The sequence below is a fragment of the Aureimonas sp. Leaf324 genome (assembly GCF_001423245.1).
Lineage (GTDB): Bacteria > Pseudomonadota > Alphaproteobacteria > Rhizobiales > Rhizobiaceae > Aureimonas.
In genome coordinates this window covers 1-22,840 of record NZ_LMOH01000014.1, presented here as the reverse complement: position 1 = coordinate 22,840, position 22,840 = coordinate 1, and the positions used below count along the sequence as shown (strand labels likewise).

Annotated in this window: 23 protein-coding genes, 2 tRNA genes, 1 pseudogene and 1 riboswitch; of the genes and pseudogenes, 18 read left to right on the top strand and 8 right to left on the bottom strand. The window is 67.1% G+C overall.

What is annotated here, in order from left to right:
- Positions 1-158: 158 nt before the first annotated feature.
- Positions 159-362 carry a hypothetical protein gene (locus ASF65_RS22080; RefSeq protein WP_244486635.1) on the bottom strand — a complete coding sequence of 68 codons (204 nt, stop codon included), beginning with the start codon at positions 360-362 and terminating at the stop codon, positions 159-161.
- A gap of 218 nt (positions 363-580) precedes the next feature.
- Between ASF65_RS22080 and ASF65_RS21825 the strand changes: the two genes are divergently transcribed.
- The 3 genes and pseudogenes from ASF65_RS21825 to ASF65_RS11690 all read left to right on the top strand — a co-directional run.
- Positions 581-1,516 carry an L-lactate permease gene (locus ASF65_RS21825; protein WP_200940043.1) on the top strand — a complete coding sequence of 312 codons (936 nt, stop codon included), beginning with the start codon at positions 581-583 and terminating at the stop codon, positions 1,514-1,516.
- Between the two features lie 246 nt (positions 1,517-1,762).
- The gene (locus ASF65_RS11695; protein WP_055889293.1) at positions 1,763-2,794 is read left to right on the top strand and encodes an IS110 family transposase; all 1,032 of its coding nucleotides are present in this window, start codon (positions 1,763-1,765) and stop codon (positions 2,792-2,794) included.
- A 313-nt stretch (positions 2,795-3,107) separates the two neighbouring features.
- A pseudogene (locus ASF65_RS11690) lies at positions 3,108-3,415 on the top strand (transposase); the annotation flags it as partial.
- 133 nt (positions 3,416-3,548) lie between these two features.
- Here ASF65_RS11690 and ASF65_RS20890 read toward each other — a convergent pair.
- The 3 genes from ASF65_RS20890 to ASF65_RS11675 all read right to left on the bottom strand — a co-directional run bounded on the left by ASF65_RS20890 (position 3,549) and on the right by ASF65_RS11675 (position 5,680).
- Positions 3,549-4,717 (bottom strand): IS3 family transposase gene (locus ASF65_RS20890; protein ID WP_156369280.1). Its coding sequence is split into 2 segments (ribosomal slippage): positions 3,549-4,453 and positions 4,453-4,717, totalling 1,170 coding nucleotides; the frame shifts between segments, so codons are not numbered across the junction.
- Between the two features lie 50 nt (positions 4,718-4,767).
- A complete protein-coding gene (locus ASF65_RS21405) occupies positions 4,768-5,304 on the bottom strand; it encodes a hypothetical protein (RefSeq protein WP_156369279.1) in 537 nt (178 codons plus the stop codon).
- Between the two features lie 286 nt (positions 5,305-5,590).
- Positions 5,591-5,680, bottom strand: a tRNA-Ser gene (locus tag ASF65_RS11675).
- A gap of 262 nt (positions 5,681-5,942) precedes the next feature.
- On the opposite strand from ASF65_RS11675, the gene ASF65_RS11670 reads away from it, so the two are divergent.
- The 4 genes from ASF65_RS11670 to ASF65_RS11655 all read left to right on the top strand — a co-directional run bounded on the left by ASF65_RS11670 (position 5,943) and on the right by ASF65_RS11655 (position 9,163).
- Complete coding sequence (locus ASF65_RS11670) at positions 5,943-6,275, top strand: hypothetical protein (RefSeq protein ID WP_156369278.1); 333 nt, start codon at positions 5,943-5,945, stop codon at positions 6,273-6,275.
- Between the two features lie 5 nt (positions 6,276-6,280).
- Complete coding sequence (gene msrA, locus ASF65_RS11665) at positions 6,281-6,952, top strand: peptide-methionine (S)-S-oxide reductase MsrA (RefSeq protein ID WP_055889329.1); 672 nt, start codon at positions 6,281-6,283, stop codon at positions 6,950-6,952.
- 167 nt (positions 6,953-7,119) lie between these two features.
- Positions 7,120-8,118, top strand: a complete 999-nt coding sequence (locus ASF65_RS11660) for a BMP family ABC transporter substrate-binding protein (RefSeq protein WP_055889326.1) — start codon at positions 7,120-7,122, stop codon at positions 8,116-8,118.
- 109 nt (positions 8,119-8,227) lie between these two features.
- Complete coding sequence (locus ASF65_RS11655) at positions 8,228-9,163, top strand: nucleoside hydrolase (protein ID WP_055889280.1); 936 nt, start codon at positions 8,228-8,230, stop codon at positions 9,161-9,163.
- On the opposite strand, the gene ASF65_RS11650 is transcribed toward ASF65_RS11655, so the two are convergent.
- Positions 9,164-9,370, bottom strand: coding sequence for a SlyX family protein (locus ASF65_RS11650; RefSeq protein WP_055889278.1), 207 nt, complete (start codon positions 9,368-9,370; stop codon positions 9,164-9,166).
- The gene (locus tag ASF65_RS11645; RefSeq protein WP_055889275.1) at positions 9,367-9,801 is read right to left on the bottom strand and encodes a thioesterase family protein; all 435 of its coding nucleotides are present in this window, start codon (positions 9,799-9,801) and stop codon (positions 9,367-9,369) included. Before ASF65_RS11645 ends, ASF65_RS11650 begins: the two co-directional genes overlap by 4 nt.
- Before the next feature lie 156 nt (positions 9,802-9,957).
- Here ASF65_RS11645 and ASF65_RS11640 point away from each other — a divergent pair, with 156 nt between their 5' ends.
- From ASF65_RS11640 to deoA, 7 genes are read left to right on the top strand one after another with little or no spacing between them, the layout of a single operon-like run.
- The gene (locus ASF65_RS11640; RefSeq protein WP_055889271.1) at positions 9,958-11,487 is read left to right on the top strand and encodes an ABC transporter ATP-binding protein; all 1,530 of its coding nucleotides are present in this window, start codon (positions 9,958-9,960) and stop codon (positions 11,485-11,487) included.
- Positions 11,484-11,933, top strand: a complete 450-nt coding sequence (locus ASF65_RS11635) for a VOC family protein (RefSeq protein ID WP_055889268.1) — start codon at positions 11,484-11,486, stop codon at positions 11,931-11,933. The genes ASF65_RS11640 and ASF65_RS11635 overlap by 4 nt, the downstream gene beginning before the upstream one ends.
- Entirely contained in the window at positions 11,930-13,069 is a 1,140-nt protein-coding gene (locus ASF65_RS11630; protein ID WP_055889266.1) for an ABC transporter permease, read from the top strand. Before ASF65_RS11635 ends, ASF65_RS11630 begins: the two co-directional genes overlap by 4 nt.
- Positions 13,069-14,037 (top strand): ABC transporter permease, encoded by a 969-nt coding sequence (locus ASF65_RS11625; RefSeq protein ID WP_055889262.1) that lies wholly within the window; start codon positions 13,069-13,071, stop codon positions 14,035-14,037. The genes ASF65_RS11630 and ASF65_RS11625 overlap by 1 nt, the downstream gene beginning before the upstream one ends.
- A 37-nt stretch (positions 14,038-14,074) precedes the next feature.
- Positions 14,075-14,467 (top strand): cytidine deaminase, encoded by a 393-nt coding sequence (locus ASF65_RS11620; protein ID WP_055889259.1) that lies wholly within the window; start codon positions 14,075-14,077, stop codon positions 14,465-14,467.
- The gene (locus ASF65_RS11615) at positions 14,467-15,267 is read left to right on the top strand and encodes a purine-nucleoside phosphorylase (RefSeq protein ID WP_055889256.1); all 801 of its coding nucleotides are present in this window, start codon (positions 14,467-14,469) and stop codon (positions 15,265-15,267) included. Before ASF65_RS11620 ends, ASF65_RS11615 begins: the two co-directional genes overlap by 1 nt.
- The gene (gene deoA, locus ASF65_RS11610; RefSeq protein ID WP_055889254.1) at positions 15,267-16,574 is read left to right on the top strand and encodes a thymidine phosphorylase; all 1,308 of its coding nucleotides are present in this window, start codon (positions 15,267-15,269) and stop codon (positions 16,572-16,574) included. The genes ASF65_RS11615 and deoA overlap by 1 nt, the downstream gene beginning before the upstream one ends.
- A 4-nt stretch (positions 16,575-16,578) precedes the next feature.
- Here the strand turns inward: deoA and apaG are convergent, their stop codons facing one another.
- Together apaG and ASF65_RS11600 are read right to left on the bottom strand one after the other, a co-directional pair.
- Positions 16,579-16,971 (bottom strand): Co2+/Mg2+ efflux protein ApaG, encoded by a 393-nt coding sequence (gene apaG, locus ASF65_RS11605; protein WP_055889252.1) that lies wholly within the window; start codon positions 16,969-16,971, stop codon positions 16,579-16,581.
- 105 nt (positions 16,972-17,076) lie between these two features.
- The gene (locus ASF65_RS11600) at positions 17,077-18,273 is read right to left on the bottom strand and encodes an O-succinylhomoserine sulfhydrylase (protein ID WP_055889250.1); all 1,197 of its coding nucleotides are present in this window, start codon (positions 18,271-18,273) and stop codon (positions 17,077-17,079) included.
- Positions 18,274-18,329: 56 nt separating this feature from the next.
- A riboswitch (SAM riboswitch) is annotated at positions 18,330-18,405 on the bottom strand.
- A 91-nt stretch (positions 18,406-18,496) separates the two neighbouring features.
- Between ASF65_RS11600 and ASF65_RS11595 the strand changes: the two genes are divergently transcribed.
- The 4 genes from ASF65_RS11595 to ASF65_RS11580 form a co-directional block, all read left to right on the top strand.
- On the top strand, positions 18,497-19,579 hold the full coding sequence (locus ASF65_RS11595) for a 2'-deoxycytidine 5'-triphosphate deaminase (protein ID WP_055889247.1): 1,083 nt from the start codon (positions 18,497-18,499) through the stop codon (positions 19,577-19,579).
- 47 nt (positions 19,580-19,626) lie between these two features.
- Positions 19,627-19,701 (top strand) — tRNA-Gly (locus ASF65_RS11590).
- Positions 19,702-20,026: 325 nt separating this feature from the next.
- Positions 20,027-21,055 carry a calcium-binding protein gene (locus tag ASF65_RS11585; protein WP_055889244.1) on the top strand — a complete coding sequence of 343 codons (1,029 nt, stop codon included), beginning with the start codon at positions 20,027-20,029 and terminating at the stop codon, positions 21,053-21,055.
- A gap of 639 nt (positions 21,056-21,694) precedes the next feature.
- Positions 21,695-22,840: methyl-accepting chemotaxis protein (locus tag ASF65_RS11580; RefSeq protein ID WP_156369277.1), on the top strand; the 1,146-nt coding region annotated here is incomplete at its 3' end.

The window sequence follows — 22,840 nt, the reverse complement described above, 5'->3', positions numbered from 1 at the left end:
AAGGGCCTGACAGCGGCGGTGGCGGCCGTTGCGATCTCGATCCTCGTGTCCCTCGCGGTGTTCGGCATGCCGTTCGCGAAGGTCCTCGGCGCGGCCCTCTTCGGCGTCGCCAGCGGGCTCTGGCCGATCGGCTACATCGTCGTGATGGCGGTGTGGCTCTACAAGCTGGCGGTGGAGAGCGGGATGTTCGAGGTCATCCGCGGAAGCATCACGACGATCTCCGCCGACCAGCGGATCCAGGTCATCCTGATCGCCTTCTGCTTCGGCGCGTTCCTCGAGGGCGCCGCCGGCTTCGGGGTTCCCATCGCGATCTGCGCCGCGCTCCTCGTCGAGCTGGGCTTCAAGCCGATCAAGGCGGCCATGCTGTGCCTTCTCGCCAACGCCGGCTCCGGCGCCTACGGCGCGATCGGCATTCCCGTCCTCGTCGGCGCGCAGCAGGGCGCCGTCGATCTCGGCGAGCTGTCGCTCATGATGATCGCCATCGTCCAGCTCTCGACGCTCTTCGTGCCGACCTTGCTGATCCTCGTTCTCGACGGGTGGCGCGGGGTCCGCGAGACCTGGCCTGTCCTGGCCCTGGTCGGTGTCCTCTTCAGCGGCCTCCAGACGGCGACGCTCTACCTCTTCGGTCCCGAGCTCACCGACATCGTCGCGCCGCTGGCGTCGATGGGCGCGCTGGCGCTGTTCATTACGCTACTGGAAGCCAGCGACCCTTTACAGGGAGGCGGACGCGCCCGAGGTGTCCGACCGTCGGTGGACGCTCGGCCAGGTCGTCGCGGCATGGTCGCCGTTCTACATCCTCACGGGCCTGATCCTTCTCTGGAGCCTTCCGGCGTTCCGGTTGCTGTTCGCCCCGGACGGCCCGTTGGCAGCCACCGTGGTGACGGTGCCGATCCCCTTCCTGCATCTCGGTGTCCAGGAGCTTCCGCCGATCGCGGCGGCTGCCCGCGAACTCCCGGCGGTCTGGAGCCTATCGCTGGTCGGGGCGCCTGGGACGGCGATCCTGATCGCCGCGGTGTTGACGGCGGTGCTGTCCTCCCGGCTGTCGATGCGCATCGCCGGCGGGCAGTTGGTCCGAACATTGAAGGAGCTGTGGCGCCCGCTCGCCACGATCTCGCTGATCATGGCCGTCGCCTATGTCGCGAACTTCTCCGGGGCTTCCGCGAGCATCGGCCTCGGCTTGGCCGAGAGCGGGCGGGTCTTCCCGCTGCTCTCCCCCGTCATCGGCTGGCTCGGCGTCTTCATCACCGGATCGGTGGTCAACAGCAATACGCTCTTTGCGCACCTCCAGGCGGTGACGGCTTCACAGATCGGCATCAGCGAGGCCCTGCTAGTCGCGGCCAACACGAGCGGCGGCGTCATGGGCAAGCTCATCTCGCCGCAGTCCATCGCGATCGCCGCCGCGGCCGTCGGCCTAGTCGGCTGTGAGTCCGAGATCATGCGCACGACGCTCGTCTACAGCGTGGGGCTGCTGGCCTATGTCGCCGTTTGGAACTTCATCTTGTCTTTCATGGTCTGACGCTAAGCCGACGCATGAGGCTGCCTTATGGTGGTACGGAGGGCGAGTTTTGACCTCTCGGCGAATGGCAGCTTCCGAGATCAGGCGGCCGGGCCAAGTAGGACTTTGACGGGTCGAAAGCGGATGGGCCGCTTCAAAAGGTCCGCTCCCTTGGCGCTGATCGGCTCGGCTGGGTGATGGGGTGGACGCCCCCGACGGCATCGTTGCGCCAGAATGGGTGTTTCAACTCATTCACAGGAGGCGTCCGTGTCCGAGGTTACCACGATTGGCCTGGATATCGCGAAGACCGTGTTCCACGCCCATGGCGCCGACGAGCGGGGCCGGGGCGTGTTCTCGAAACGCCTGACGCGGGCGAAGCTGCTCGCCTTTTTCGCTGCGCAGCCGCGGTGCATCGTGGCGCTGGAGGCGTGCGGCGGAGCGCATCATTGGGCCCGCGAGCTGACGACGCTGGGCCATGACGTGCGGCTCATCCCGCCAGCCTACGTGAAGCCGTTCGTGAAGCGGCACAAGAACGATGCGGTGGATGCCGAAGCGATCTGCGAGGCGGCACAGCGTCCGACCATGCGCTTTGTGGCCGTGAAGAGCGAGGAGCAGCAAGCGTCGGCGCTCGTGTTCCGAACCCGAGACCTCCTCGTTCGCCAGCGCACCCAGCTCATCAATGCCATCCGGGGACACCTGACCGAGTATGGCTGGGTCGCACCGAAGGGTCCTGCCTACGTCTCGATGCTCGGCGATCTTCTCGAGGACGAGATGGGCGCCTCCTTGCCACCCGCGGCCCTCTCGATGTTCCGCGTCATGCTCGACCTCCTGGCTGATCTCGACGAGCGCATCGCCGCTCTCGACAAGGAGATTGCCCAGCGCGCCCGTGAGGAGGAGACGGCGCGAAGGCTGATGACCATTCCCGGGATCGGGCCGATCACCGCGACGGCGCTGATGGCTCTGGCGCCGGCGGCCGAGACGTTTGCCAAGGGACGGGACTTCGCTGCCTGGGTCGGACTGACGCCGACGCAGCACTCCACAGGCGGCAAGCAGAAGCTCGGCGCGACGTCCAAAATGGGCGAGCGAACGCTGCGACGGCTTCTGATCATCGGGGCCAGCGCGGTGATCCTCCAAGCCACGCGGCGCGGGACAGGGAAGGGATCGTGGCTAGAGCAGATGCTCGCGCGCAAACCGCGCATGCTGGTGACGGTGGCACTCGCCAACAAGATGGCGCGGATCGTCTGGGCCCTTCTGGCGAAGGGTGGAACTTACCGAGCTCCGACGGCGGTCGCGGCGTAAGCCGAGGTCGTCGTCAGAGGCCGTCGGGACGCGAGGTCGGTCGAAGGAGGGTATGGCGCAATAGTCGGCGAGACGGGGCCGGAAGAACCAGTGGTTTCCACCGTGCCGTCGAGCACGCCGTGGGTGTTTTGGTTCCGGTCCGCGAACTTGGTCTGCCCCCTGAAAAGTGGCCCTCCCTGAAGTAGGCTTTTGAGCCTTTGGAGGATGCCGAGAATGCCGAGGAAGAAGCCAAGCCCGGAAGAGATCGCTGGTCTGCCCCCTGAAAAGTGGCCCTCCCTGAAGTAGGCTTTTGAGCCTTTGGAGGATGCCGAGAATGCCGAGGAAGAAGCCAAGCCCGGAAGAGATCGTCGCCAAGCTGCGGCAGGTGGACGTTCTCGTGTCGCAAGGTCGACCTGTTGCTGAAGCGGTGCGCACGATCGGCGCGACGAGCTTCACCTATTATCGCTGGCGCAAGGAGTATGGCGGGCTGAAGGTCGACCAGGTGAAGCGGCTGAAGGAGCTCGAGAAGGAGAACGAACGCCTGCGCAAAGCAGTGTCGGATCTGACGTTGGAGAAGCTGATCCTCAAAGAGGCCGCCTCGGGAAACTGGTGAGCCCCTCCCGCCGTCGCCGATGCATCGAGCGCGCAAAGCAGTGTCGGATCTGACGTTGGAGAAGCTGATCCTCAAAGAGGCCGCCTCGGGAAACTGGTGAGCCCCTCCCGCCGTCGCCGATGCATCGAGTGGCCTGCCCCCGTTAGGTGGCCCGGTTCAAATCTAATGCATGGTGGGCTTGTCGGCGACGTTTGGTGTGGCCGGCGAAGCGGGTTGGGGTGGCGCAGCCGGCCACGGCACCGCGGCTGGTGCCGGGGGACGGTAGCCGAGCGAAGAGTGTGGTCGCTTGGTGTTGTAGTGCTGGCGCCAGCTCTCGATGACGATCCGGGCTTCGGCGAGGCTGTAGAAGATCTCGCCGTTCAGGAGCTCGTCCCGGAGCTTCGAGTTGAAGCTCTCGCAGTACCCGTTCTCCCAAGGCGAGCCCGGTTCGATGAACGCAGTCCTGGCTCCGACTGCCGCGATCCAGTCGCGCACCGCCTTGGCGATGAACTCGGGACCGTTGTCGGAACGGATGTTCCCCGGCACGCCGCGTAGGATAAAGAGGTCAGATAAAGCGTCGATGACGTCCGAGGACTTCAGCTTCCGGTCGATCCGAATGGCCAAGCACTCGCGGGTGAACTCGTCGATGACGTTCGGCATACGGAACTTGCGCCCGTTGTGGGTTCGGTCCTCAACGAAGTCATAGGACCACACGTGGTTGGGACGCTCTGGTCGAAGCCGAACACAGGAGCCATCGTTCAGCCAGAGCCGACCACGCTTAGGCTGCTTGGCCGGCACCTTCAGACCTTCCTGCCGCCAGATGCGCTCCACCCGTTTCACGTTCACGAGCCATCCGGCATTCCGCAGCAAGGCCGTGATCCGGCGGTAGCCGTAACGCCCATAGCGGGTCGCCAGCTCGATGATGTCGGCTGTCAACGCCGCATCGTCGGCTCGACCCTTGGGCGCCTTGCGCTGTGTTGACCGGTGCTGCCCCAGGACCCGGCACGCCAAACGCTCCGACACGTTGAACTTCTTCATGACGTGCTTGATGCATTGGCGACGCCGGGAGGGGCTTACCAGTTTCCCGAAGCGGCCTCCTTGAGGATCAGCTTCTCGAGCGTCAAATCGGAGACCGCCTTGCGCAGGCGCTCGTTCTCCTTCTCCAACTCCTTCAGCCGCTTCACTTGGTCGACCTTCAGCCCGCCATACTCCTTGCGCCAACGATAGTACGTGAACGGCGTCACGCCGATCGTGCGCACCGCTTCAGCAACAGAGCGCCCCTGCGACACGAGAACGTCTACCTGCCGCAGCTTGGCGACGATCTCTTCCGGGCTCGGCTTCTTCCTGGGCATTCTCGGCATCCTCCAAAGGCTCAAAAGCCTACTTCAGGGAGGACCACTTTTCAGGAGGCAGACCACATTCTCTCGTAGCGGCGAACGTCCTTCTCCGCCATGGACTCACGCGCTCGGATTTCCTTTATGTAGCTCGCGCAAGCGGCAGAGAATAGAACACCCGCTGGGGCGCTCGGCTGTGTCGGGCCGACATCTACGAAAACTGGGATGCCGTCAACGACAGAACTATCTCCCCCGAGGCACTTAAGCATCGAGCGCACGGCCTCGCGTGCCGGTTCATGGAAGCTTTGCGCGATTGAGGGTTGGAGGCGCGCTACCGCCTCAAAAGCTTTCAGCTGATCAAGCACCGGTGCGAGAGCGAGGTGCGGCGGAACTCGATTAAACTGCCCCACCTTCAGGCGCGAGAGCGCCTCGGTTGTCACCGCAAGGACCTCGTCGACCACTGCCCGCTTTTCTGCCGAGAGGTTCGCGTATCTTGAGTCTCTTAGATTGGCTCCTTCTTCCGTTCCGACATTCAACATGCCTCGCAACCTTTCTAAACCAAGTCCGAAAATCGATCGGCACTCTGCGGCCGCCGTCTCGCTCATCCTCCGCGCCTCGCGGCACATCATCGGTCCGAAGCTGGCGCGCACGAAGGGTGCGGCAGGGCGCCGAGCCGAATCGTCAGCAAGAATACCACGCATGGTGCTTGGCAAGCGCAAGGTGAAGCGCCAGCCCTGACCAACACGCTCCATATGCGGTACGCGAGGTGGTTTGCGAGCAGGAACATTCGCTGGAACACGCGGCAAAAATTCGATCCTCCACAATTGAGGACCGACCAAAAACGCAAATGATTTCAGCTACTTCTTACGGTTTCCCAAACGCCGAACGGTGTGGCGGAGGGAGGGGGATTCGAACCCCCGATACGGTTTCCCGTATACACACTTTCCAGGCGTGCGCCTTCAACCACTCGGCCACCCCTCCTGACCTGCGGATCGGAAGCCAAGGAGGCTCGGGCCGACGCCGGTACGGTGGCGCGGACTATCACTGGAACGCTTCGTCTGGCAAGCGGTTTCGTCGGCAGAGCGCTCGTGATCGGACGCTTTTCCCGGTGGTGCGTCGCAGCCTCCAGCGTTGCGGGGCGGATGACGCGACACCATATCGGGTCCATCATGCGGGCGCGATCGAAGCGACGGTGGCGGGGCGCCGGCCATGTCGCTGATCCTTGGCGAAGGAGGACGAGGCGATGCGGCTCTTGGCTTGGTTGCTGCGCGTGGCGGGCTGTCTCGTGCTGGCGGCCGCGACGGCGCTGGCGGTGGGCGACATCGCCCGTTCGCTGGCATCGGGCACCACGGTGCTGATGCCACTCGAAAGCGCTGCGCGGATCGTCGGGCTGACCGTGTTCGACGCGGCTTCCAATGCGGTGGCGGCCAGCGGCGTCTTCGCGTCCGAGGGCCGCGGGGCGAGCCTTGCCACCGAGATCGGCCGCCAGCCCGCATCCATCGTCCTCGGCCTCGCCGGGGTGCTCCTTCTCGTCGTCGGCCGGCCGCCGCGCCGCGCCACGCGAACCCAGAGGTGAAATTCATGTCCTTCCTCGACCGACTGATGAAGAAGACGACGCTGCCCACCGCCGAGGAGGCGCTGCCGGGCCGCCCGACCGCCATCCCGACCGCCGATCGCCATTTCGTGTCGGGCGCGCCGATCAAGGGGCCGTTCCCGGCCGGCACCAAAACGGCGATCTTCGGCCTCGGCTGCTTCTGGGGTGCGGAGCGCAAGTTCTGGCAACTGCCGGGCGTCGTCACCACGGCGGTCGGCTACGCCGCGGGCTCGACGCCGAACCCGACCTACGAGGAGGTCTGCTCGGGCCGCACCGGCCACAACGAGGTGGTCCTCGTCGCCTACGATCCGGCGAAGGTGTCCTTCGAGGAACTGCTGAAGACGTTCTTCGAGTCGCACGATCCGACGCAGGGCATGCGCCAGGGCAACGACGTCGGCACGCAGTATCGCTCCGGCATCTACTGGACGGACGAGGAGCAGCGCGAGGCGGCGGAGGCCGCGCGCGACGCCTATCAGGCGGCGCTCGCCAAGGCCGGGCATCGCGGGCAGATCACCACCGAGATCCTGCCGGAACCCGAGTTCTATTATGCCGAGGACTATCATCAGCAGTACCTCGCCAAGAACCCGCGCGGCTATTGCGGGCTCGGCGGCACCGGCGTCAGCTGCCCGGTCGGGCTCGGCGCGGTCGCAGCCGAATAGGCGGTGGAGCCGCGGCCTAGCGCCCTTGCGGGACGCGGGAAATTGAGTTGAGTATGGCGGCCGGCCATGCCAGTCCGATGGGCGGCATGGCCGGCCTTTTCAATTGCGGGAAACGCCGCATGATCGGCTCCAAGGCGTCTTCGCGAAACAGGGACACGACCCGACCCATGAAGCATCTTCTCGCCGGCCTGATGGCCGCCTGCACGCTGGGCCTCGCGGGCCACGCGCTTGCCGCCGAGTTCAAGCCCGCCGTGATCTTCGATCTGGGCGGCAAGTTCGACAAGTCCTTCAACGAGGCGGCCTTCAACGGCGCGGAGCGCTTCAAGAAGGAGACGGGCGTCGCGTATCGCGAGTTCGAGATGCAGAACGAGACGCAGCGCGAGCAGGTGCTGCGCCGCTTCGCGCGCGACGGCCATTCGCCGATCATCGGCGTCGGCTTCGCCCAGCAGGCGGCGATGGAGAACGTCGCGAAGGAATATCCCGACCTCCAGTTCGCCATCATCGACACCGTGGTCGACCGGCCGAACGTGCGCTCGATCCTCTTCAAGGAGGAGGAAGGGTCCTACCTCGTCGGCATGCTCGCGGCGCTGAAGTCGCAGACCGGCACGGTCGGCTTCGTCGGCGGCATGGACATTCCGCTGATCCGCAACTTCGCCTGCGGCTACAAGGGCGGCGTGCTCGCGGCCAAGAGCGACGCCAAGTATCTCGAGAACATGACGGGCACGACGGCGGCCGCCTGGAACGATCCTGTGCGCGGCGGCGAACTCGCCCGCTCGCAGATGGACCAGGGCGCGGACGTCGTCTTCCACGCCGCGGGCGCGACCGGCATCGGCGTGCTGCAGGCCGTGGCGGACGCCGGCAAGCTCGGCATCGGCGTCGATTCCAACCAGAACATGCTGCATCCCGGCAAGGTCCTGACCTCGATGGTCAAGCGCGTCGACAACGCCGTCTACCAGGCGTTCAAGGATGCGCAGGGCGGCCAGTGGACGGCCGGCACGCAGACGCTCGGCCTGAAGGAGGACGGCGTCGGCTATGCGGTCGACGACAACAACAAGGCGCTGATCACGCCCGAGATGACGGCGGCGGTCGAGAAGGCCAAGGCCGACATCATCGCCGGCACGATCAAGGTCCACAACTACAACACCGACAACGCCTGCCCCTACTGAGGGCACGGCTCGTCTCGAACGACACCGGCGGCGCCCCTTGCGGGCGCCGCTTCGCGTTTCGGGCATCGCAATGCTATGCGCGGCGTGAAAGGCATGACGGAGGTTCCCCTTGCGCAAGATCATCTTCGACACCGACCCGGGACAGGACGACGCGATCGCGATCCTCGCCGCGCTCGGCTCGCCGGAGCTGGACGTCCTCGGCATCGTCGCGGTGGCCGGCAACGTGCCGCTGCACCTGGCCTCCGCCAATGCGCGGCGGATCGCGGAGCTCGCCGGGCGCGCCGACATTCCCGTCCATGCCGGGGCCGAGCGGCCGTTCCTGCGCCCGCTGGTGACCGCCGAGCACGTGCATGGGCAGACCGGGCTCGACGGCCCCGACCTGCCGCCGCCCGCCAACCCCTTGCGCGAGGGCCACGGCGTCGACTTCATCATCGACACGGTGCGCGCGCACGAGCCGAAGAGCGTGACGATCGCCGCCCTTGGCCCGTTGACGAATGTCGCGCTGGCGCTTCTGAAGGCGCCCGACATCGCCGAGCGCCTCCAGGGCATCGTCCTCATGGGCGGCGCCTATTTCGAGGTCGGCAACGTCACGCCGACCGCCGAATTCAACCTCTATGTCGACCCGGAGGCGGCGGCCTCGGTCTTCGCCAGCGGCGTCGACATCACCGTCCTGCCGCTCGACGTGACCCACCAGATGCACTCGACCCCGGCGCGGATCGAGGCGTTCGCCAGGCTCGGCAACAAGTCGGGCGCAGCGGTCGCGGCGATGCTGTCGTTTTCCGAGGTCTATGATCTTCAGAAGTTCGGCTGGGAGGGCGCGCCGCTGCACGACCCGTGCGTGACCGCCTTCCTCCTCGCGCCCGAACTCTTCGAAGGCCGGCGCGTCAACATCGAGGTCGAGACCGGAAGCCAACTGACGCGCGGCATGACGGTGGTGGACTACTGGGGCGTCACCGACCGCGCGAAGAACGCCTTCTTCGTGCGGTCTGGCAACGCGGATGCCTTCTATGCGCTGCTCGTGGAGCGCGTCGCGCGGCTGCCCTGATCAGTAGTGCGGCGGCCGGGTGATCTCCGCCCGCGGCGTCGCGCTCTCCTCCAGCTCGAGAAGCCGCTGCACCAGCGCCTTCAGCGTCTTCTCCAGCCGATCGATGCGCTGGCCCTGCGCCGCCATCTCGGACGAAAGCTCCTCGACCGTGTGAGTCTGGTGGGCGAGCGCGATCTCGAGCTCGGTGATGCGGGTCTCGTCGCTCATACGGCCAGCGCCTCCAGCGCGCGGCGAAGGATGTCGGGCACCGGCGCCGGGCGGCGCCTCGCCTTGTCGACGTGGACATGGACGAACAGCCCTTCGGCCGCGGCGAGGTCCTCGTCGTTGCGGAAGATGCCGATTTCGTAGCGGATCGAGGTCGTGCCGAGGTGCCCGACCCGAAGGCCGACGCGCACGCGATCGGGATAGCCGACCTCCGACAGGTATCGGCAGCCGGTCTCGGCCACGAAGAACATCGAGTCCTCCGCCGACAGGCCTGTGCCGAACAGCCAGTTCGTCACCGCCGTGTCGAAGAAGGCGTAGTAGGCTGCGTTGTTCATGTGGCCGTACATGTCGTTGTCGGACCAGCGCGTCGTCACGTCGACGAAGGCGCGATAGTCGGCGCGGCTCTGGCGGGGGCGTTTGGGCGTTTCGGACAAGGGAACTCCGTCTCGTCGTCTCGTGCCGTCACATGGGGCACGCACGGTCTGTGGATCAAGGCCCTGTGCGGCCTACTTCAGCGGGACAGGCGGTCTGGCGCTCCGGCGCGCGGATCGATACCCTGACGCAAACGTAAGAACGGCGATGGGATCGGCATGGCCCCTGCGATCGAGCTGATCGGCATCTCGAAGACCTTCGGCGCGGTGCGCGCCAACCGCGACATCAATTTGCGTGTGGAGAAGGGCACCATCCACGGGATCGTGGGCGAGAACGGCGCGGGCAAGTCGACGCTCATGTCGATCCTCTACGGCTTCTACCAGGCCGACGAGGGCGAGATCCGGGTCGGCGGCCAACCGGTCGCGATCCCCGATTCCAACGCGGCGATCGCGGCCGGCATCGGCATGGTCCACCAGCACTTCATGCTGGTCGAGCCCTTCACGGTGCTGGAAAACATCATGCTCGGAGCCGAACAGTCGGGCCTCCTGTCACCCGGCATCCGCCGCGCGCGGGCCGAGCTGCTACGCCTCGAGAAGGAGCACGGGCTGGCGATCGACCCGGACGCCGTGGTCGAGACACTGCCGGTTGGCCTTCAGCAGCGGGTGGAGATTTTGAAGGCGCTCTATCGCGGCGCCGAAATCCTGATCCTCGACGAGCCGACCGGCGTGCTGACGCCCGCCGAGGCCGACCAGCTCTTCGCCGTGCTTCGCCAGCTGCGGGCCGAGGGCAAGACGATCGTCCTGATCACGCACAAGCTGCGCGAGATCCTCGACGTCACCGACAACGTCTCGGTCATGCGTCGCGGCGAGATCGTCGCGACACGGGCGACGCGCGAGACCAGCGCCGGCGAACTTGCCGAGCTGATGGTCGGGCGCCGCGTCCTTCTGCGTGTCGACAAGAAGCCGGCGGCGCCCGGCGTTCCGCTTCTGGAGGTCGAGGGACTGTCGGTGCGCGACGGGCGCGGCGTCGCCATGGTCGACGACGTGTCCTTCACCGTGCGAGCCGGCGAGATCGTCGGCATCGCCGGGGTCGCCGGCAATGGGCAATCCGAGCTTCTGGAGGCCCTGTCGGGCATCCGCCGCGCCGAACGGGGCCGGATGCGGCTGAAAGGCGAGGCGCTCGATCCGACCGGCGCGCTCGATCCCGCGGAGATGCGGGCCAGGGGGCTCGCCCACGTGCCGGAGGACCGGCACCATGTCGGTCTCGTCCTGCCCTTTCGCGAGGCCGAGAACGCCGTCCTCGGCTACCATCGCGATCCGAAGCTCGGCTCCGGTCCGTTCCTCGACCCGAAGGCGATGCGCCGGGACGCCGAGGCGAAGATCGCCGCCTACGACATCCGCCCGCCGTCGGCAGACCTTCGCACCGCCAATTTCTCCGGCGGCAACCAGCAGAAGATCGTGCTGGCGCGCGAGATGGAGCGCGACCCCGCCGTGCTCCTGATCGGCCAGCCGACGCGCGGCGTCGACGTCGGCGCGATCGAGTTCATCCACCGCCGCGTCGTCGAGATGCGCGACGCCGGCAAGGCCGTCCTCCTCGTGTCGGTCGAGCTCGACGAGATCCGCTCGCTCGCCGACCGCATCCTCGTCATGTTTGCCGGCCGCATCGTCGGCGAGGTCGGGCCGGAGGCGGACGAGGGCGAGATCGGCCTCCTGATGGCGGGCGAAACGCGGCGCGAGGCCGCCGAATGAGGGACGCGCGCGTTTCGCTCATCACGCTCGGCGTCGCCGATCTCGCGCGATCCTCCCGCTTCTACGAGGCGCTCGGCTGGACGCGCACGGACGCGGGCAACGACAAGGTCGTGTTCCTGCAAGGGGAGGGGATCGTTCTCTCGCTCTTCGGACGGGACGATCTGGCGGCAGACGCCGGCCTGACCGCCGAACCGCTGCCGCGCTTCCGGGGTGTGACGCTCGCGATCAACCTCGCGTCCGAGGCCGAAACCGACCGCCTGTTCGCGCAAGCGGTCGCGGCCGGAGGCGACGCGGTGAAGCCGCCCGAAAAGGTGTTCTGGGGCGGCTATTCCGGCTACTTTTCCGATCCGGACGGCCATCTCCGGGAACTCGCCCACAACCCGTTCTTTCCGCTCGACGCGAAAGGGCGCATCGACCTGACCCCGCCTTCCGAGGAGCCGGCATGAGCCGACCCTATGCCAAGCTGCCCGCCTGGATCGACCATGGCGTGATCCCGCTTCTCAACGTCGTCGTCGCGTTTCTCGTGGCGGGGCTCGTGGTGCTGGCCGTCGGCGAAAGCCCGGTCGAGGCGGCGCGGCTGATGCTGCGCGGCGCCTTCGGCTACGGCGAAGGATTCGGCTTCACGCTGTTCTACACGACGAACTTCATCCTGACGGGCCTTGCCGTCGCCGTCGCCTTTCATGGCGGCCTCTTCAATATCGGCGGCGAGGGGCAGGCCTATGTCGGCGGGCTCGGCGTCGCCTTCGTGGCGCTCAATCTCGGCTCGGTCCTGCCCTGGTGGGTGAACCTGCCGCTGGCGGTCGTCGCCTCCTTCGCGGTCGGCGCGGCCTGGGCCTTCCTGCCGGGCTACCTCCAGGCCAAGCGCGGCAGCCACGTCGTCATCACGACGATCATGTTCAACTTCATCGCCTCGGCGCTGATGGTCTATCTCCTCGTCGGCCCCTTGCGGCCGATCGGCACAATGCAGCCCGAAACGCGCCAGTTCGATGCGGGCGGACAGTTGCCCAAGCTCGGCAGCCTGTTCGATGCGCTCGGCTTCGACCTCGGCGGCGCGCCGCTCAACGTGACGTTCTTCGTCGCGCTTCTCGCCGCGTTCGCCGTCTGGGTGCTGATCTGGCGCACCCGGCTCGGCTACGAGATCCGCACGCTCGGCTTCTCGCCGTCCGCCGCGCGCTACGCCGGCATGAAGGAGACGCGCCTCGTCGTCACCATCATGCTGATCTCGGGCGGCCTTGCCGGCATGATGGCGCTGAACTCGGTGATGGGCGACCAGTACCGGCTGCAGCTGAACTTCCCGGCCGGCGCCGGCTTCGTCGGCATCGCCGTCGCCCTCATGGGCCGGGGGCACCCAGCCGGCATCATCCCGGCCGCACTTCTCTTCGGCACACTCTACCAGGGCGGGGCGGAACTCGCCTTCGACATGCCGACTATCTCGCGCGACATGATCGTCATCATCCAGGGACTGGTGATCCTCTTCGCGGGGGCGCTCGAGAACATGCTGCGCCCCGGCGTCGGGGTCATGTACGGGTTCCTGCGGTTGCGAGAGACCGGGCCGAAGCCGGCCGGCGGGGAGGCACGCTGATGGATCTCGCCGGTCTCCTCAATCTCCTCGATTCCACCATCCGCCTGTCGACGCCGCTGATCTTCGCGGCGCTCGCGGGGCTGTATTCCGAGCGCTCGGGCGTCTTCGATATCGGCCTCGAGGGCAAGATGCTGGCGGGCGCCTTCGCCTCGGCCTCGGCCGCCGCCGTCACCGGCTCCGCCATCCTCGGGCTGCTCACGGGCGTCGGCGTCGCGGTCCTCTTCGCGCTCGTTCATGGCCTCGCCTCGATCACCTATCGCGGCAACCAGATCGTGTCCGGCGTCGCGCTGAACTTCATCGCTTCGGGCCTTACCATCATTCTCGGCAGCGCATGGTTTAGCCAAGGCGGCGTCACCCCGCCGCTCGGGCCCGACCAGCGCTTCCTCGGCATCGAGCTGCCCGGCGCGGATGCCCTGCGCGAGGTGCCGGTCGTCGGCTTCCTGTATTCCGGCCTCCTGTCCGGCCAGAACGCGCTGGTCTGGCTCGCCTTCCTCGCCGTTCCTTTCACGTGGTGGGTGCTCTATCGCACGCGCTTCGGCCTTCGCCTCCGGGCTGTCGGCGAGAACCCCGGCGCCGTCGATACGGCCGGAATCTCGGTCGCCTGGCTGAGATACCGCGCCGTGATCATCTGCGGCGTGCTGACGGGCCTTGCCGGCACCTATCTCGCCATGGCGCAGTCGGCGGGCTTCACGCGCGAGATGACGGCCGGGCGCGGCTACATCGCGCTCGCGGCTCTCATCTTCGCCAACTGGAAGCCGGTGCCGACGCTGCTCGCCTGCCTCCTCTTCGGCTTCCTCGACGCCGCCTCGATCCGGCTGCAGACGACGCCGCTGCCGGGCATCGGGCAGATCCCGCCGCAGTTCGTCCAGGCGCTGCCCTACATCCTGACGGTGATCCTGCTGGCGGGTTTCGTCGGCAAGTCGCGTCCGCCGAAGGCCGGCGGCGTGCCCTACGTCAAGGAGCGCTGACCGTCCGCGCTCCGTCCTCGAACGCTTGAGAGTTTCCATGTCCGAAGACCTCTTCCTCAAGGCTCGCGCGGCGATGAAGAAGTGCCATGCGCCCTATTCCAACTTCCCCGTGGGCGCGGCGCTGCGCACCGAGGACGGGCGCATCTATTCGGGATGCAACATTGAGGTCGTGAGCTTCCCGGAGGGCTGGTGCGCGGAGACGACCGCGATCGCCCACATGGTGATGGACGGCGGCGGCAAGATCGCCGAGATCGCCGTCGTCGCGGAGCGCCTGCGCGCCTGCTCGCCTTGCGGCGGCTGCCGCCAGCGCATCGCCGAGTTCGCAAGGCCCGAGACGCGGGTCTTCCTGTGCGACGCGACCGAGGGCGTGATCGAGACGGTCCTGATGGACGAGCTCCTGCCCAAGGCCTTCCCGCGGGACGCCGTCTGATGAGCGAACTCGCCGATGCGCTCCGCTCGCAGCTCGGCGCCCGGGCGCCGCGCGTCGCGCTGATTCTCGGCTCGGGTCTCGGGGCGCTTGTCGACGCGGTGCAGGAGCCCAAGCGCGTGCCCTATTCCGCCCTGCCGGGCATGCCGGTCTCGGCGGTGAGCGGCCATGCCGGGGAGATCGTGATCGGCTGGCTCGCCGGGATCGAGATCGTGATCCTGTCCGGCCGCATCCACTATTACGAAGCCGGCGATCCCGCCGCCATGCGCCCGGCGCTCGAGGCCCTGAAGGCGGTCGGCATCGAAATCCTGGTGCTGACCAACGCCGCCGGTTCGGTCAATTCGTCGATCCAGCCCGGCGAGGTCATGCTGATCGAGGACCATATCGCCTTCTCCGGCCGGAACCCGCTGATCGGCGAGCCGACCGACGCGCGCTTCGTCGGCATGACGACGGCCTACGACGAAGCGCTGCGCACGGCGATGCTGCGCGGCGCCGTGAAGGCGGAGGAGGGGCTGCATCGCGGCGTCTACATGTGGTTCTCCGGCCCCTCCTTCGAGACGCCGGCCGAAATCCGCATGGCGAAGGTGTTCGGCGCCGATGCGGTCGGCATGTCCACGGTGCCCGAGACGATCCTCGCGCGCTTCCTCGGCCTTCGCGTCGTCGCCGCCTCGGTCATCACCAACATGGGCGCGGGCATCACAGGCAACGAGTTGAGCCACACCGAGACCAAGGAGGTCGCCCCGCGTGGCGGCGCGCGCCTTGCCCGCATTCTGGCGGCGGCTCTGCCGGACATCGCCGCCTGATGCTGCCGCAGGAGATCATCCGCCGCAAACGTGACGGCCACCCGCTCGAACCCGCCGAGATCGCCGAGTTCGTGGCGGGGGTCACGGATGGCCGGGTCGGGGAAGGGCAGATCGCGGCCTTTGCGATGGCCGTCTTTCTGCGTGGCATGGACCGGGCCGAGACCGTCGCACTGACCCTGGCGATGCGCGATTCGGGCGGGGTGCTCGACTGGTCGGACCTGCCCGGCCCCGTTCTCGACAAGCATTCGACCGGCGGGGTCGGCGATAACGTCTCGCTGATGCTCGCGCCGATCCTGGCCGCCTGCGGTGCCTTCGTTCCCATGATCTCGGGCCGTGGTCTCGGCCACACCGGCGGCACGCTCGATAAGCTGGAGTCGATCCCCGGCTACACGGTGACGCCGGACGGGGACACGCTCCGCCGCGCGGTATGCGACGCCGGCTGCGCCATCGTCGGGCCCAGCGCCCGGCTGGCGCCGGCGGACGGCCGGATCTATGCGGTGCGCGACACCACGGCGACGGTGGAATCGATCCCGCTCATCACCGCCTCGATCCTGTCGAAGAAGCTCGCATCCGGCGTCGACACGCTGGTGCTCGACGTGAAGACCGGCTCCGGCGCCTTCATGGCGGCGGCGGACGACGCGCGGGCGCTGATGCGCTCGCTGGTCGAGGTCGCGCGGGGTGGTGGCCTGCGCTGCAGCGCGCTCCTCACCGGCATGGCCGAGCCGTTGGCCAGCGACGCCGGCAACGCGCTGGAGGTCGCCAACGCCATCCGCTTCCTCACCGGGGAGCACCGCGACGCCCGCCTGGAGGCTGTGACGCTGGCGCTGGCCGGCGAGGCCCTCTGCGCCGGGGGCCTCGCGCCCACGATCCAGGCTGCGGAAATCATGGCGCGGTCCGCACTCGACGACGGTCGGGCGGCCGAGCGCTTCGCCAGGATGGTGTCGTTGCTCGGTGGTCCCGCCGATCTTCTGGACAACCCCGAGCGGTTCCTACCGACGGCGCCGATCGTGCGGCCCGTGACCGCCGAGCAGGCCGGCACGCTGGCCGCCATCGACACCCGCGCGCTCGGGCTGGCGGTCGTCGAGCTTGGGGGCGGGCGGACGCGGCCGGGCGATCCCGTGGATTTCGCGGTCGGACTTTCGGCCCTCGCGCCGCTTGGAGCGAGCTTGAGCGTCGGCGAGCCGCTGTGTTTCGTCCATGCGCAAAGCCTTGACGCCGCGGACCGGGCGGCGGCGCGGGTTCGCGCCGCGATGATGATCCGCGAGGCAGGGACGGCATCGCCGGCGGTGATCGAGCGGTTCGGCTGATGTCCTAGTTCAGGACGCGCCGTTCGGCCGGCGCGTCCAGCGAGAAGGCTGGGATTTCGACCTCGAACAGGCTGCCGTCGATCGACTGCATCCGGTAGTGGCCCCGCATGATGCCGGACGGGGTCGAGAGCGGGCAGCCCGACGTGTAGGTGAAGCTGTCGCCGGGCTCGAGGATCGGCTCCTCGCCGACAACGCCCGGACCTTCCACCACCTCGACCCGGCCGAGCCCATCGGTGATCTGCCAGCGTCGCGCACGCAGTTGCACCGTCTCGCGCGAGCCGTTCTCGATCTCCACCCGGTAGGCGAACACCCAATGCCCCTCCGACGGTTCGGACTGGTCACGGAGGTATGACGGGGTCACCTTGACGGTGATGTGGCGCGTGGTCGCCTGATACATGGCCCTTGCGTTCGTTGCGGGCGCCGAAGAGCGCGAAAAGCTTTTGCCGCAATCCGCAGACAATTGCGGCAAAACCGGGTCGATGGAGCCGGAACGAGGCTCCGGTCAGACGCTGGCGAGCGCGCGCTCGACGTCATCCACGAGATCGGCGCCGTCCTCAATGCCGGTCGACAGACGCAGAAGTCCCGGTCCGATGCCGAGTTCGGCGCGCGCCTCGTCGGTGAGGCTCTTGTGAGTGGTGGTCGCGGGATGCGTGATCAGGCTCTTGGCGTCGCCGAGATTGTTGGAGATCTTGATGATCTCGAGCGCATTCGAGAAGCGGAACGCCGCCTCCTTGCCGCCCTTCAGGTCCAGCGCCAGAAGGGTCGAGCCGCCCGACATCTGGCGGGCGATGACCTCGGCGTCCGGATGGTCGGCGCGACCGGGATAGATGACGCGCGAGACCTTCGGCGAGGCGGCCAGCGCATCGGCGAGACGGGCGGCGTTCGCCGTCTGCTGGGCGACGCGCAGCGGCAGGGTCTCGAGGCCCTTCAGCAGGCACCAGGCGTTGAACGGCGACAGCGACGGGCCGGTGTGGCGGAAGAAGTCCTGCAGCTCCTCGGCGATCCACTGGGCGTCCGACAGGATGACGCCGCCGAGGCAGCGGCCCTGGCCGTCGATATGCTTGGTCGCGGAATAGATCACGACGTCGGCGCCGAGTTCCAGCGGCTTCTGCTGCATCGGCGTGGCGAACACGTTGTCGACGATGAGCCGCGCACCGGCCTCGTGGGCGATCTCGGCGACGGCGCGGATGTCGATGACCTCCAGCGTCGGGTTGGTCGGGCTTTCCAGGAAGAAGAGCTTGGTCTCTGGCCGGACCGCCGCCTTCCACTGCTCGAGATCGCGCCCGTCGACCAGCGTGCAGGCGACGCCCGCGCGTCCCAGCACCGTCTCGATGATGTAGCGGCAGGAGCCGAAGAGCGCGCGCGCAGCCACCACATGGTCGCCGGCCCGGACGGAGCACTGGAGCGCGGCCGAGACGGCGGCCATGCCCGACGCCGTGGCACGCGCGTCCTCGGCGCCCTCCAGCGCCATCATCCGCTCCTCGAACATGCGCGTCGTCGGGTTGGCGTAGCGCGAGTAGACGAAGCCCGGCTCCTCGCCCTTGAAGCGCGCCTCGGCCGCCTCGGCGGTCGGGTAGACGAAGCCTTGGGTCAGGAAGAGGGCTTCCGACGTCTCGCCGAAGCCGGAGCGCATGGTGCCGCCGTGAACCATGGCGGTCGCCGGGCGCAAGGGGCGGGCTGCGTCGTTCTTCTTCAGCATGGACGTCTCCGAGGCCGCTTTGCAAAACGGGGCAACAGACGCGAAGAAGCCGCTCGGGGTGAGGCGAAACGGCCTTTAGCGACTTGTTTTACGTGGCTGCAAGCCGGCCGGCAAATCACCACGAACGCGGCGAGCCTTAATCCTGTCCGCAGCCGAAATCAATCCGCCCGTTTCCAAGCCTCGCCGGGCCTGCTAACGCGTGGATCAGCTTGGAGTTGAGTTCATGGCCGGCGGCATCCTTCCCGATCGCGATATCGCGCAACTGTCCGCGGACGGTCGCATCGCGTCCGAGCGCCCCTTCGACGCCGACCAGATCCAGCCGGCGAGCCTCGATCTCCGGCTCGGTGCGAAGGCCTACCGGGTGCGTGCGAGTTTCCTGCCCGGCCGCGGCAATCCGGTGGAGGCCAAGCTCCGCCGCCTGTCGATGCACGAGATCGACCTGTCGGGCGGCGCCGTCCTGGAGACGGGCTGCGTCTACATCGTGCCGCTGCAGGAAGCGCTCGACCTTCCTGCCGAGATCCGCGCCGCGACCAATCCGAAGAGTTCGACCGGCCGCCTCGACATCTTCACCCGCGTCCTGTCGGACGGAGCGCAGGAGTTCGACAAGATCCCGGCCGGCTACCGGGGGCCGCTCTTCCTCGAGATCAGCCCGCGCACCTTCCCCATCGTCGTGCGGCCGGGCTCGCGCCTCACCCAGATCCGCTTCCGCACCGGCGACGCGCAACTTCTCGAAGCGGAGCTCGCCGCCCTGCACGAGACCGAGCGGCTGACCAGCGCGGCGGACGCCAATATCTCCGGCGGCGGCATCGCGCTGTCGATCGATCTCGTCGGTGACGAGACGGGCCTCGTCGGCTATCGCGGCAAGCGGCACACCGGCGTGGTGGACGTCGACCGTCGCGCCGCGCTCCCGATGCTCGATTATTGGGAACCGATCCGGCGCGGAGCGGTGGGCGAACTCGTTCTCGACCCCGACGAATTCTACATCCTCGTCTCCAAGGAGGCGGTGCATGTGCCGCCGGCCTTTGCCGCCGAGATGACGCCCTTCGACCCGCTGGTCGGCGAGTTCCGTGTCCATTACGCGGGCTTCTTCGATCCCGGCTTCGGTCATTCGGCGGCGGGCGGCTCGGGCTCGCGCGCCGTGCTCGAGGTGCGCAGTCACGACGTGCCGTTCATCCTGGAGGACGGCCAGATCGTCGGACGGCTCGTCTACGAGCGCATGGCGAGCCTGCCGAACCGCCTCTACGGGTCCGATCTGAAGTCCAACTACCAGGCGCAGGGCCTAAAGCTCTCCAAGCATTTCATCTGACGGCGCTTGACGGAATCCTGCCTTGCGGGCAGTGTCTCGGCTCGAGCGCGGGCGTAGTTCAGCGGTAGAACGCCAGCTTCCCAAGCTGGATGTCGTGGGTTCGATCCCCATCGCCCGCTCCAACCCGGTTACAACGGCCGGCTCTCGATCCCTGCATGGCCCCTTAGGCAATCCGTTGCTGCGTGTGTCACCGCGGATCGTATGTCCCCGCCACCCGTGGAACTTCGACAGCGTCATGACGCCTTCGCCGAAAGGGATGCGGGACATTCCTCCGGCCTTCCATGGATTGTGGGCGGATCCAGCTCGGTTTTGAAACACGTGTAACGATCTGCCGCAGTCAAGATCGCTGTCGTGCATCCGTCGTCGTTCATCAAGCAGATGACATCGTGTTGACTTTCTCGTGAGTGTCGCGGCATCGTGCCTAGAACGTTTCGGGAGGAGAGGCCGATGACCGCGGTTACGTTCAACTACAGGCTCGACGATTTCATCGGCACCGGTCGGGGACCTGCTCTCCTCGGCCCCTTCACGATCGGCAACGTTCCTCAGGTCGCCGATAGCGATGCTGTCGTGACGCTTCGCTACTACGGCGACTTCTCGCCGGGCGAGCAGGCCGAGACCTTCAACGTGCAGATCGAAGGGTTCACCAGCCAGTCCTTCGGGGCGATCGCGCCGAACGACGAATACAACGGCGTGAACGTCGTAAGCTTCACGATCCCGCAGTCGGTGCTGGCCGGCATCGTGGCCGACGGCGCCATCGACATCCGCTACGGGATCGGCCGCGACGTGGACGACTTCAGGTCCATCCGCGAGGAATACATCGACCTCACGATCAACTATCAGGGCACCTATGTCGTGCGTCCGCCGAGTACCTCGATCGATGGAACGGCGGGACCCGACACCCTGACCGGCACCGATTTCGGCGACACGATCAACGGGTTCGCCGGGAACGACACGATCACCGGCTATTCCGGCAACGACCTGATCAACGGCAATCAGGGGGCGGACGTCATCTTCGCCAACCAGGGCAACGATTCGATCTTTGCGGGACAGGACGACGACGTCGCCTATGGCGGTCGCGACAACGACGCCGTGTTCGGCAATCTCGGCAACGATGCCCTGTTCGGCGACAAGGGCAACGACACGGTGGGCGGCGGCCAAGGCAACGACTACGTGCGCGGCGGCCAAGGCGACGATCTCGTGTTCGGCGGGGCCGGCAACGATCAGATCTGGGGTGATCTCGGCAACGACACCCTGTCCGGCGGAACGGAGGCGGACGTCTTCTTCTTCGCGGCGGGGTCGGGCAACGACGTCATCGTCGATTTCAGCCGGACGCAGGGCGACAGCCTCAACCTACAGGGACAGACCTACACGGTCTCCGACGTGAACGGGTCGGCGGTCATCGCGCTGTCCGGGGGCGGGACGGTCATTCTGACCGGCGTCTCGTCCGCCAGCCTCGACGCCGGCGCTTTCGCCTGACGCGTATCAATTGCGGAGACTTGCCGAAGCCCGCCCGGTTCGCCGGAGCGGGTTTTTTGCGCCGATGACGCAAGGCGAATGGGTGACCCGCTCGGTCGTGATGCGTCGTTTCGACCGAGCGGGTCGCCGCGACATGGTCTGCAAGGGCAGGGCGCGGTGATCGAGAATGTTGCGCTGCGATCATCGCTGTCAACTGCGCTGCAGCATCGCAGCTTTCGGAACGCTGGCTTGCTGCCGCTTTTTCTTCGGGCTGGTAGCCGGCTCGTGAAACCGAAGGGTCCCATCGTCGGCATTGCCGACCGATCTCGAGGATCGAGGCCTTAAGGCCCAGAACCTTGACCATCTCAAAAGCTGGTTGAGGTGAACCGGGTTCGTCCGGACCCGCGCGTCAGGCGGCCATCTGAGATGACACGTGGCGGCATTGCCGATGAGCCTGAGCACTCTCGTCCGGCATCCGGGCGCTTGGGCTACCGCCACATGTCCCGTCGTTAGGACAGGCCGGCGCGCGCCACTCGCTTCCGCGCCACTGCCTTCCTCATTCTTTAAGAAGATGCCGCCAAACTGTTGGATGGCAAAGGAGGCGGGCCAACAGGCCCCGCGCTCCTGCGCGCGTTCCATTCTCAAGGTCGAGGCGCTTCCGTGAGCATCCGCGCTCTTTTCATCGCGTTCAGTCTGGCCACCGCGAGCCTCCTGGCGGCGTTCTTCGCGTCCTTCTACTTCTACCAGAAGGCTGGAAGCGACATCGTGCGCACCTACGATCGTCGCTACGAGGCCTATCAGCTCGCCGACGGGTTTCGGCAAACCTCGTCCGAACTGACGCGCATGGTGCGCACGTTCGTGGCCACAGGCGACCGCATGTACAAGGAGCAGTATTTCAAGGCGCTCGACATCCGCGACGGCAAGGCGCCGACGCCGGTCGACTACTACACGCGGCCCTATTGGGAACTCGCGACCACACGAGGCGCGCAGCCGCGGCCCGACGGCGACACCGTGTCGCTGCGCGATCGCATGGTCCAGGCCGGCATCCAGGGCGACGAATTCCAGCTTCTCGACACCGCGATCGAGCGCTCCAACACCCTGGTGAAGCTCGAGACGGACGCGATGGAAACGCTGGCGCGCCCCGGGCTGACGGCCAGCCAGCGCCAGCAGGCGAACGGCAACCTCGTGTCGAAATCCTACCATGCGGCGGTGGCGAGCGTGATGGAGCCGGTCGACGCTTTCTTCGTGAAGCTCAACGAGCGGTCGAGCGCGGAAGTTTCGTCGGCGACGGCGCGCCAGACGACGCAGTTCTGGCTGATGCTCGCGAGTTCCTTTGCGCTTCTTCTCGATCTCGGACTTTTCGGCTGGCTGATGATGACCCGTGTCGTGCGCGGGGTCGGCGGTTTGGAACTGGCCATGGACCGGGTTGCACGCGGCGACCTCGGCTCGGCGATCGACGGCCTCGATCGCCGCGATGAGGTCGGCGCGATGGCGAGAGCGCTCGAGGTCTTCCGCGGTGCCGCGACGGAAAAGCTTCGCCTGACAGCGGAGGCCGAAGCGGCCCGTCTCTCGCAGACGGCCAGCGCCGAGCGCCAGCATGCCCTCGACCATGCCAAGGCGGAGGACCTTCGCACCTTCGTCGGCCTCGTCGAGACGAGCTTCGCGCGCCTGTCGGCGGGCGACCTGACGGTGCGCATGGGTGAGGCGGTGGCGCCCGAGTTCGAGCCGATCCGCGCCGAGTTCAACCGCGCCGTCGTGCAGCTGGAGACGACGATCGGCCAGGTGGTCTCGGCGGTCGGCGCAATG

What these genes read in the sequence shown, in the direction of transcription:
- ASF65_RS11595 (WP_055889247.1), top strand. Translation starts at nt 18,497, where the DNA reads ATGGCCGGCGGCATCCTTCCCGATCGCGATATCGCGCAACTGTCCGCG.
- ASF65_RS11585 (WP_055889244.1), top strand. Translation starts at nt 20,027, where the DNA reads ATGACCGCGGTTACGTTCAACTACAGGCTCGACGATTTCATCGGCACC.
- ASF65_RS21405 (WP_156369279.1), bottom strand. Translation starts at nt 5,304, where the DNA reads ATGAGCGAGACGGCGGCCGCAGAGTGCCGATCGATTTTCGGACTTGGT.
- ASF65_RS11660 (WP_055889326.1), top strand. Translation starts at nt 7,120, where the DNA reads ATGAAGCATCTTCTCGCCGGCCTGATGGCCGCCTGCACGCTGGGCCTC.
- apaG (WP_055889252.1), bottom strand. Translation starts at nt 16,971, where the DNA reads ATGTATCAGGCGACCACGCGCCACATCACCGTCAAGGTGACCCCGTCA.
- ASF65_RS22080 (WP_244486635.1), bottom strand. Translation starts at nt 362, where the DNA reads ATGGCCGCCTTGATCGGCTTGAAGCCCAGCTCGACGAGGAGCGCGGCG.
- deoA (WP_055889254.1), top strand. Translation starts at nt 15,267, where the DNA reads ATGCTGCCGCAGGAGATCATCCGCCGCAAACGTGACGGCCACCCGCTC.
- ASF65_RS11620 (WP_055889259.1), top strand. Translation starts at nt 14,075, where the DNA reads ATGTCCGAAGACCTCTTCCTCAAGGCTCGCGCGGCGATGAAGAAGTGC.
- ASF65_RS11635 (WP_055889268.1), top strand. Translation starts at nt 11,484, where the DNA reads ATGAGGGACGCGCGCGTTTCGCTCATCACGCTCGGCGTCGCCGATCTC.
- ASF65_RS11650 (WP_055889278.1), bottom strand. Translation starts at nt 9,370, where the DNA reads ATGAGCGACGAGACCCGCATCACCGAGCTCGAGATCGCGCTCGCCCAC.
- ASF65_RS11640 (WP_055889271.1), top strand. Translation starts at nt 9,958, where the DNA reads ATGGCCCCTGCGATCGAGCTGATCGGCATCTCGAAGACCTTCGGCGCG.
- msrA (WP_055889329.1), top strand. Translation starts at nt 6,281, where the DNA reads ATGTCCTTCCTCGACCGACTGATGAAGAAGACGACGCTGCCCACCGCC.
- ASF65_RS11670 (WP_156369278.1), top strand. Translation starts at nt 5,943, where the DNA reads ATGCGGCTCTTGGCTTGGTTGCTGCGCGTGGCGGGCTGTCTCGTGCTG.
- ASF65_RS11600 (WP_055889250.1), bottom strand. Translation starts at nt 18,273, where the DNA reads ATGCTGAAGAAGAACGACGCAGCCCGCCCCTTGCGCCCGGCGACCGCC.
- ASF65_RS11625 (WP_055889262.1), top strand. Translation starts at nt 13,069, where the DNA reads ATGGATCTCGCCGGTCTCCTCAATCTCCTCGATTCCACCATCCGCCTG.
- ASF65_RS11630 (WP_055889266.1), top strand. Translation starts at nt 11,930, where the DNA reads ATGAGCCGACCCTATGCCAAGCTGCCCGCCTGGATCGACCATGGCGTG.
- ASF65_RS11615 (WP_055889256.1), top strand. Translation starts at nt 14,467, where the DNA reads ATGAGCGAACTCGCCGATGCGCTCCGCTCGCAGCTCGGCGCCCGGGCG.